General features: G+C 71.9%; 7 protein-coding genes and 2 pseudogenes. All 9 read right to left on the bottom strand.

The genetic code is table 11. The features are described from left to right. Positions 1–310, bottom strand: a pseudogene (locus QZ433_RS01540) (3-dehydroquinate synthase); the annotation flags it as partial. Continuing rightward, complete coding sequence (locus QZ433_RS01535) at positions 307–795, bottom strand: shikimate kinase (RefSeq protein WP_295779686.1); 489 nt, start codon at positions 793–795, stop codon at positions 307–309. The gene QZ433_RS01535 and the pseudogene QZ433_RS01540, both read right to left, overlap by 4 nt. A gap of 112 nt (positions 796–907) precedes the next feature. Next, positions 908–2,134 carry a chorismate synthase gene (aroC, locus tag QZ433_RS01530; RefSeq protein ID WP_295779685.1) on the bottom strand — a complete coding sequence of 409 codons (1,227 nt, stop codon included), beginning with the start codon at positions 2,132–2,134 and terminating at the stop codon, positions 908–910. Positions 2,135–2,138: 4 nt separating this feature from the next. Continuing rightward, entirely contained in the window at positions 2,139–2,663 is a 525-nt protein-coding gene (locus QZ433_RS01525; RefSeq protein ID WP_295779684.1) for a hypothetical protein, read from the bottom strand. 121 nt (positions 2,664–2,784) lie between these two features. Further along, positions 2,785–2,976: pseudogene (locus tag QZ433_RS01520) on the bottom strand (shikimate dehydrogenase); the annotation flags it as partial. Then, positions 2,970–4,835 carry an endolytic transglycosylase MltG gene (mltG, locus tag QZ433_RS01515; protein WP_295779683.1) on the bottom strand — a complete coding sequence of 622 codons (1,866 nt, stop codon included), beginning with the start codon at positions 4,833–4,835 and terminating at the stop codon, positions 2,970–2,972. The pseudogene QZ433_RS01520 and the gene mltG, both read right to left, overlap by 7 nt. 1 nt (position 4,836) lies before the next feature. After that, on the bottom strand, positions 4,837–5,310 hold the full coding sequence (gene ruvX, locus QZ433_RS01510; RefSeq protein ID WP_116538039.1) for a Holliday junction resolvase RuvX: 474 nt from the start codon (positions 5,308–5,310) through the stop codon (positions 4,837–4,839). Continuing rightward, entirely contained in the window at positions 5,307–7,976 is a 2,670-nt protein-coding gene (alaS, locus tag QZ433_RS01505) for an alanine--tRNA ligase (RefSeq protein WP_295779682.1), read from the bottom strand. Before alaS ends, ruvX begins: the two co-directional genes overlap by 4 nt. Before the next feature lie 64 nt (positions 7,977–8,040). Next, positions 8,041–8,391: hypothetical protein (locus tag QZ433_RS01500; RefSeq protein WP_295779681.1), on the bottom strand; the 351-nt coding region annotated here is incomplete at its 5' end.

Genomic DNA, 8,391 nt, shown 5'->3' with positions numbered 1-8,391 from the left:
CCCCGCCGAAGCCGATGACGACGTCGGTGCGGGTGAAGTCGGCCTGGCCCATCACCTGCCAGCAGAACGCGGCGACCTCGACGCGCTTACCCTGCTCGGCGTCGGGGATCTCGGCCAGCAGCACCTGTCGGTCGCCCATGAGCTGGGCGCGCAGCGCCTCGGCCTGCGCCGCGAGCGTCGGCGGGTGCACGACCAGCACCTTCTGCGCCGCGGCGGGCAGCTTCTCGCCGAGGCTCGCGAGCAGGCCGCGGCCGACGGTGATGTCGTATCCGGGGTCTCCGGCGACGCTGATGGTGGTGGTGTCGCTCATGGTGTCTCCTCGACCTCGGCGCGTCGCGCCCAGGCCACGATGTCGTCCACGACGCGGGACAGCGGTCCCGACGACGTGTCGAAGGCGATGTCGGCGGTCGCCTCGTAGATCGGGCGCCGTTCTTCGTAGATGCGCCGCCAGCGCTCGGCGGGGTCCTCCCCGCCGAGCAGCGGGCGGTCCTCGCCGTGGATCCGGGATGCCACGACGTTCAGTGCGACGGTCAGCAGCACGACGTGGTGCGCGGCGAGGCGGTCCCGCGTCAGCGGATCGAGCACCGCTCCCCCGCCGAGCGCGACGACGCCGCCGCGACCGAGCGCCTCGACGACGGCATCCCGTTCGAGGTCACGGAAATGCGCCTCGCCGTGAGCGAGGAAGAGATCGCGGATGGGACCGTGATCACGCACGACGATCTTGTCGGTGTCGCTGAACGACGTCCCCAGGGCGCGTGCCACGCGACGTCCGACGCTCGTCTTGCCGGCACCCATGGGGCCGATCAGCACGATCGCGGGGCGCGGTGCAGCTGCGGATGCCGCGTGCGCCGCGTCGGAGTCGGGTCCGGACGCCGTGTCGGCGGCGACGGCGTCGCTCGGCACCCGCTCAGGCGAGGTCATGCGCGAGCAGCGCGGCGTCCGACGCGTCGGTCGAGCGCAGGGTCTCGGGCAGATTCGCCAGGTAGGTCTCGAGGTTGCGGCGCGTCTCGGCGACGTTGTCGCCCCCGAACTTCTCGAGCACGGCATCCGCGAGGGTCACCGCGACCATGGCCTCGGCGACCACGCCCGACGCGGGCACCGCGCACACGTCGGAACGCTGGTGGTGTGCCGCCGCGGTGTCGCCGGTGGCGACATCGACGGTGCGCAGCGCCTTGGGGATTGTCGCGATCGGCTTCATGCCGGCGCGCACGCGCAACACCGTGCCGGTCGACATGCCGCCCTCGGTACCGCCCGCGCGGTCCGAGGACCGCGTGATGCCGTCGGCCGTGGCGAACAGCTCGTCATGAGCCTGCGACCCCCGACGCGTGGTGGTGAGGAAGCCGTCGCCGACCTCGACGCCCTTGATGGCCTGGATGCTCATGAGCGCCTGCGCGAGGCGGGCGTCGAGGCGGCGGTCCCACTGCACGTGCGATCCGAGCCCCGGCGGCAGACCGTAGGCGAGCACCTCGACGATGCCGCCGAGGGTGTCGCCGGCCTTCTTGGCGTCGTCGACCTCGGCGACCATCGCGGCGCTCGTGTCGGCGTGGAAGCACCGCAGCGGATCGGCGTCGAGGCGATCGACGTCGTCGGGGGTGGGGAGCGCGGCGTCGTCGGGGACGCGCACCGGACCGATCGACAGGGTGTGGCTGACCAGACGGATGCCGAGCTCGCTCAGGAACGAGCGCGCGATCGCGCCGAGGGCCACGCGGGCCGCCGTCTCGCGGGCCGAGGCGCGCTCGAGGATCGGACGGGCCTCGTCGAAGCCGTACTTCTGCATGCCGACGAGGTCGGCGTGTCCGGGACGCGGCCGGGTCAGGGCGGCACCGCGTCCGCGCGAACGGTCGGACAGCTCGACGGGCTCGGGGCTCATCACCTCGGTCCATTTGGGCCACTCGGTGTTGCCGATGCGCAGGGCGATCGGGCTGCCGATGGTGAAGCCGTGCACGATGCCGGTCGAGAGGGTCAGCTCGTCCTCTTCGAACTTCATGCGCGAGCCGCGGCCGTAGCCCAGGCGGCGGCGCGCGAGCTCGGCGCGGATCTGGGCCGAAGAGACGGGGACGCCGGCCGGCATCCCCTCCATGAGGGCGATCAGTTCGGGGCCGTGGGACTCGCCGGCGGTGAGGACGCGAAGCATGCCCCTAGTCTCCCATGAGCGCGGTACGCATCGCGGCCAGCACCTCGACCTCGCGGTCCAGCGGCGTCATCGGGTCGGAGCCGACGAACACCCGCACTTGCAGCAGTGCCTGGTGCAACAGCATCCGCAGCCCGTCGTACGCGGCCACGCCGGCGCGGTCCCAGGCCTTCGCGAGCGGGGTCGGCCATCCGCCGTAGACGACGTCGACGAGGGGGCCGGAGGTGGATGCCAGCACTCCGGCGACCGCGCCCAGGTCGGTCCCGCCGGGTAGGGCGGCGATCGTCGCGTCGACGGTGACGGGGTCCGGGTCGTCGATGGCCGCGACACGCACATCCACGCCGAGGCGGGGACCGAGCGCCGCGAGGGCGGCCGCGGCCCCGGGTCGGCGCGCACGCACGTCGATCTCGCCCGCGCCCGCGCGAACCGCCGAGACGACGGCCGACGTCGCCGTGGCCCCCGCGCCGAGCACCCGCACGCGGGCGGGAGCGTGGACGCCGACCTCGTCGAGCGCCCGGGCGAGTCCGCCCACGTCCGTATTGAAGCCGTGGGGGCCGCCGTCGGTCAACACCTACCTGCTGACCGACGGCGGTCAGGCGTGCGTCGTCGTCGAGCGTCGTGCCTCGCGCGGAGGCGACGTGCTTGAGCGGCATGGTGAGCGACAGGCCGCGCCAGGTGGCATCCAGCTCCGCGATCTCGACGTCGAAGCGCGTGTCATCCACCCGGCGGCGGTCGTACTCCCAGTCCAGGCCGAGCACGCCGTACGCGGCGGCGTGCAGCCGGGGCGACCGCGAGTGCGCGATCGGGTCGCCCCAGACGGCCAGACGGGTGGGGCCGGTCAGCATCCGCCGTCGGGGTTCTCGCGGCACCACGCCTGGAACTGCTCGACGGCCTTGAGCTGATCGGCGTAGGTCGTCGAGAACACGGTCTCTCCGGTGGCGAGGTTGACGGTCGTGAAGTAGTACCAGGTCCCGTCGACGGGTTTCATGGCCGCGTCGATCGCCAGGTCGCCGGGGTTGGCGATCGGACCGACCGGCAGGCCGGGTCGGATGTAGGTGTTCCAGGGGTTGTCGCTCGTGAGGGCGTTCTCGGAGGACGACGAGGATCCGGCATCCAACTCCCCCGCTCCGTACTGCGCGGTCGAATCCATCTGCAGCAGACCGTGCGTCTCGGTGTTGTCGGGTTGGAGACGGTTCTCGATCACGCGCGAGACCTTGTAGAAGTCCTCACTGCTGCGTGCCTCGCGTTCGATGATCGAGGCGATGATGAGGATCCGTTCGCGATCCGCCTCGGGCACTCCTGCGGTGTCGAGCGACTGCACGGTGCGCTGCACCATGCGCTCGATGACCTGCTGCGCGGTGACGCCCTCGTCGAAGTCGTAGGTGGCGGGGAAGATCCAGCCCTCGAGCGTCGAGGCGGGCACGCCGTACCGCGAGGGGTCGGCCGTGGCGGCGTCGAGGTCGGCGCGGGGGATGCCGATCTGCTCCGAGATGACGTCGAGAGACTGCTTCAGCGTCAGGCCCTCGCGCAGCTGAACGGTGTAGTTCAACCGGTTCTCGGGGTTGCGCAGCGCCGTCAGCACGGCTTCGGACGTCATCTGCTGCTGCAGCTTGTAGACGCCGGGCTGGAAGGTGAAGACGACGGCGTTGTCGACCATGTACTTGTACAGCGAATTCGACGCCTTGGTGATACCGGCCTCGAAGAGCTTGGGCGAGACCGAGGCGCCGGTGTCGCCCGACACGATGGTGACGCGCGCTTCGCCGGTCGCCTGACCGGCTTCGTAGTCGGTGGGCTCGCCGTTGCCGAGGAACGCCTGGATGCGGTCGCCGTAAGTGTTCCACAGGGCGAAGCCGCCGCCGGCGATCCCCCCGACGAGCAGCAGCACGACGAAAAGGGCGATCCACCCGCCGACACGGCGGCGTCGTCGCGGCGGTGCGGTCACGGTCTGGCCCATCTCGTGCGTCGTGGTCTGGCCGGTGAAGAGGTCTTCGAGGGATCCGGATGCCGTGACCCGCGGCGACGACGAGGCCGCGGCGGCGGTGGCTCCGGCGCCGACCAGCGCGGGCTCGCGGTCGCGCGAGGGTTCCGCGTCGCGCGGGGCGTCGTCGATCCGAGATGCCGGGGCGGTGCGCGCGGCGTCGAGGCCGCCGGTGCGGCGCGGGCCGAGACGACCGGGGGCGGCGGTGTCGTCCGCGCGACGCGCGGGATCGCGCGGAGGGATGATGCCGTCGAGGGGGCCTGCGGCGGCGCGGGGTGCGGGAGCCGGGGCGGCGGCGGTGCGCGGGCCCTCGGCGGCGCGGGGGGTGTCGGCGGTGCGGGAGGTGTCGGCTTCTCGAGGCGTGCCGGCGCCGCGCGGGGCGGCGCCGTCGGCGGGACGCTCGGCCGGGGCGGCCGCGGAACGGAGAGCCGCGGTGTCGTCCGCGCGGGGACCGGGGGTTCCGGCGGGGGCGGCCGCCTGATCCGCGGGCGCGCGTCGCGCGGCGTCGAAGCGGATGGCCGGCTCGGCGGCGGCATCCGACGCCGTCCCGGTGGGGCCGGTCTCGGCGCGGCGGGCTTCGCGGGCGGCCCGGCGCGACAGCGGCGCAGAACCCGTCGTCGCGGCGTCGTCGGACGCGCGCTCGGGACGCGCACCCGTGCGCGGGTCGGGAAGGCGGCCGTACAGGTCGGCGAAGGGATCGCTCTCGGGCGGCTGGTTCTCGGGCATCTCAGGCGGGCTCCTGTCCCGGTGATACGGCGGGTCCGGCCGGCTCGCCGGACTGTCGCTCCACGTCGAGCGCCTGCTGCAGGAGGACCACAGCGGCGACTTGATCCACAATGCTACGAGAATCCCGCTGGGAACGTCCCGCCTGCCGCAGGACCCCGTGCGCCGACACGGTGCTCAGCCGCTCGTCGACGAGTCGAACGGGCATCGGCAGCGCCGCGGCGAGGGCGGCGGCGAAGCCACGCGCGTCGGTGGTCGACGGCGTGTCGTCGCCGCGCAGGTTGAGCGGCAGGCCGACGAGCACTTCGAACGCCTCGTACTCGGCGGCCAGGGCCGCGATCCGGCGTACCGGCTCGCCCTTGCGCGGAACCGTCTCGACGGGAACGGCCAGCAGTCCGTCGGGATCGGAGCGCGCCACGCCCACGCGGGCGCGCCCCACATCGATCCCCAGACGGATGCCCCGCCGGAACCCCGTCACGCGGTGGTCGTCCGCACGTCTGCGACGATTCCGTCCAGCGCCTGCGGCAGGGCTGCGGCATCCGTGCCCCCGCCCTGGGCCACGTCGGGGCGTCCGCCGCCGCCGCCGCCGAGCACGCCCGCGGCGGCCTTGGCGAGAGCGCCCGCGGCCAGACCCCGCTCGCGCGCGGCGTCGTTGGTGACCACCACGACGGTCGCGCGGCCGCCCGCTACCGAACCGAGCGCGACGACGGCGGGGTCGCTGCCGAGCCGATCGCGCACCTGCAGGGCCAGGGAACGCACGTCGTCGGCCGACGCGCCCTCGCCGAGACTCTGCGCCACGACCTTGACGGTGCCGACGGCCACGGCCGACTCCACCAGCTGCGGCAGCCGACCCGTCAGGGCCTGCGCCTCGAACGCGGCGATCTTCTTCTCGGCGGCCTTCAGGCTGGCCGCGAGCTCGTTGATGCGCGTCGTGAGCTGCTCGCGCGGGGTCTTGAGCGACGTCGACAGCTGCGAGACGATCGCGCGCTCGGCGGCGAGGTCGCGGAAGGCGTCGAGTCCCACGAGGGCTTCGACGCGACGGTTCGAGGCACCCACGGACTGCTCGCCGACGAGGTTGACCAGACCGATCTCGGCACTGCGCGACACGTGCGTGCCACCGCACAGCTCCCGGGACCACGGACCGCCGATGTCGACCATGCGGACGGTGTCGCCGTACTTCTCGCCGAACAGCGCCATGGCGCCGGCGGCCTTGGCCTCGTCGAGCGACATCACGCGCGTGGTGACCTCGAGGTTGTCGCGCACGGCGTTGTTGGCGATGTCCTCGATCTCGGTGCGGGTCTCGGGCGACAGTGCGGACCCCCAGCTGAAGTCGAAGCGCATGTACCCGGCGCGGTTGAGCGACCCGGTCTGAGTCGCCGTCTTGCCGAGGGTGTCGCGGATCGCCGCGTGAACGAGGTGCGTGGCGGTGTGGGCCTGCTGCGCGGCGTGGCGGTTGAGTCCGTCGACGACCGTCGTGGCGGGGGCGCCCACCGAGACCTCACCGGTGGTCACCTCGACCGTGTGGCTCACGAGTCCCGGAACCGGTCGCTGCACGTCGAGGACCTCGAGCTCGTACCCGGGGCCGACGATCACGCCCTTGTCGGCCACCTGGCCACCCGACTCCGCGTACAGCGCGGTCTCGGCCAGGATGACCTCGGCGATCTGACCCTCCGAAGCGCGGTCGGTCCCCTGCCCCTGGACCAGGATGCCGAGCACCCGCGACTCGGTCTGCATCTCGGTGTAGCCGGTGAACACTGTCTCGCCGAGCGCGCGGAACTCGCGGTAGGCGCTCTGGTCGGCGATGGCGCCCTTGCGCGCGCGGGCGTCGGCCTTGGCGCGGGTGCGCTGCTCCTGCATGAGCGTGTCGAAGGCAGCGCGGTCGACGCTCAGCCCGGCCTCCTCGGCGATCTCGAGGGTGAGGTCGATCGGGAAGCCGTAGGTGTCGTGCAGCAGGAACGCCTCGGATCCCGAGAGGGTCGTGCCACCGCCGTTCTTCGCCTCCACGACCGACTGGTCGAGGATCGCGGAACCGGCCGCCAGCGTGCGCAGGAACGTCTGCTCCTCGGCGATCGCGTACGCCGAGAGGCGGGCGTAGTCGGCCTCCACCTCGGGGTAGGTCTCCTTCATTGCGTCGCGCGACGCGGCGAACAGCTCCGGGAAGGTCGCCCCCTCGACGCCGAGCAGGCGCATCGAGCGGATCGCGCGGCGCATGATGCGGCGCAGGATGTAGCCGCGTCCCTCGTTCGAGGGCGTGACGCCGTCGGCGAGCAGCATGAGCGAGGAGCGCACGTGGTCGGCGACGATGCGCAGGCGCACGTCGTCCTCGTGCGACTCGCTGCCGTAGGCCTTGCCGGCCAGCTTGGCAGCGAGGTCGAGCACGGGGCGCACCTGGTCGGTCTCGTACATGTTGTCGACGCCCTGCTTGATGAACGCGATGCGCTCCAGGCCCATGCCGGTGTCGATGTTCTTCGCGGGAAGTTCGCCGACGATGTCGAAGTCGTACTTCGAGCGCACGTTGGTGATCTCGTACTGCATGAACACGAGGTTCCAGATCTCGACGTAGCGGTCGTCGTCGGTCGCCGGTCCCCCGTCGATGCCGTACGCGGGTCCGCGGTCGAAGAAGATCTCCGAGCAGGGGCCCGCGGGGCCCGGAAGACCCGTCGACCAGTAGTTGGTGTCCTTGCCGAGACGCTGGATGCGGTCTTCGGGGAGGGTGCTCAGCTTCAGCCAGAGGTCGTGCGCCTCGTCGTCTTCTTCGTAGACGGTGACCCAGAGGTCCTTCGGGTCGAAGGCCAGGCCGCCCTCGGACTCCGGCGCGGTGAGGAGTTCCCACGCGAAGCGGATCGCGTCCTCCTTGAAGTAGTCGCCGAACGACCAGTTGCCCAGCATCTGGAAGAAGGTGCCGTGGCGCGGGGTCTTGCCGACCTCTTCGATGTCGTTGGTGCGGATGCACTTCTGCACGTCCGCGGCGCGCGGGTACGGCGGCGGCACGACGCCGCTCAGGTACGGGATGAAGGGCACCATGCCCGCCACGGTGAACAGCAGGGCCGGGTCGTCGGTGACGAGCGAGGCCGAGGGGACGATCGTGTGGTTCTTCTTCTCGAAGAAGTCGAGGAAGCGCTGGGCGATCTCGGCGGTTTTCATGGCGGGTCTTTCCGTACGCGTGCGGTGGCCGCCTCCGGTCGTCGGAGGCGGGATGCCGGGGAGGTCAGTCGGTCGAGGAGGCCGCGGTCTTCGCGGAGGCGGCGGCGTCGCCGATCGCCTCGGAGGCCCGGTCGACCGCGGAGGCGGCGACGCCCTTGGCGTCGTCGATGATCTCCGACAGGCGGGTCTCCTGCTGGTGGTAGGCGTCGCTCATGTGGTCCGTGAATTCCCCGATGCGGGAGTCGAGCTGGGCGAGCAACTCCTGACCGCGGGGGTCCTTGTTGACGAGATGGGCGGCGACGAATCCGCCGGCGATCCCCAGCGCGAACCAGAAGAGGCTTTTCACGATCAACGACTTCTTCCTCGAGGCGACGCCGCGGTCGCGGCATCCTTCATCGTAGGCGACGGCCGTTGT

The sequence above is a fragment of the uncultured Microbacterium sp. genome, from assembly GCF_913776565.1.
Lineage (GTDB): Bacteria > Actinomycetota > Actinomycetes > Actinomycetales > Microbacteriaceae > Microbacterium.
This window is presented reverse-complemented; position numbering and strand designations above follow the sequence as displayed.

Excerpts from the sequence above, each read along its gene's own strand:
- aroC (WP_295779685.1), bottom strand. The coding sequence starts at position 2,134 with ATGCTTCGCGTCCTCACCGCCGGCGAGTCCCACGGCCCCGAACTGATC.
- alaS (WP_295779682.1), bottom strand. The coding sequence starts at position 7,976 with ATGAAAACCGCCGAGATCGCCCAGCGCTTCCTCGACTTCTTCGAGAAG.
- QZ433_RS01535 (WP_295779686.1), bottom strand. The coding sequence starts at position 795 with ATGGGTGCCGGCAAGACGAGCGTCGGACGTCGCGTGGCACGCGCCCTG.
- mltG (WP_295779683.1), bottom strand. The coding sequence starts at position 4,835 with ATGCCCGAGAACCAGCCGCCCGAGAGCGATCCCTTCGCCGACCTGTAC.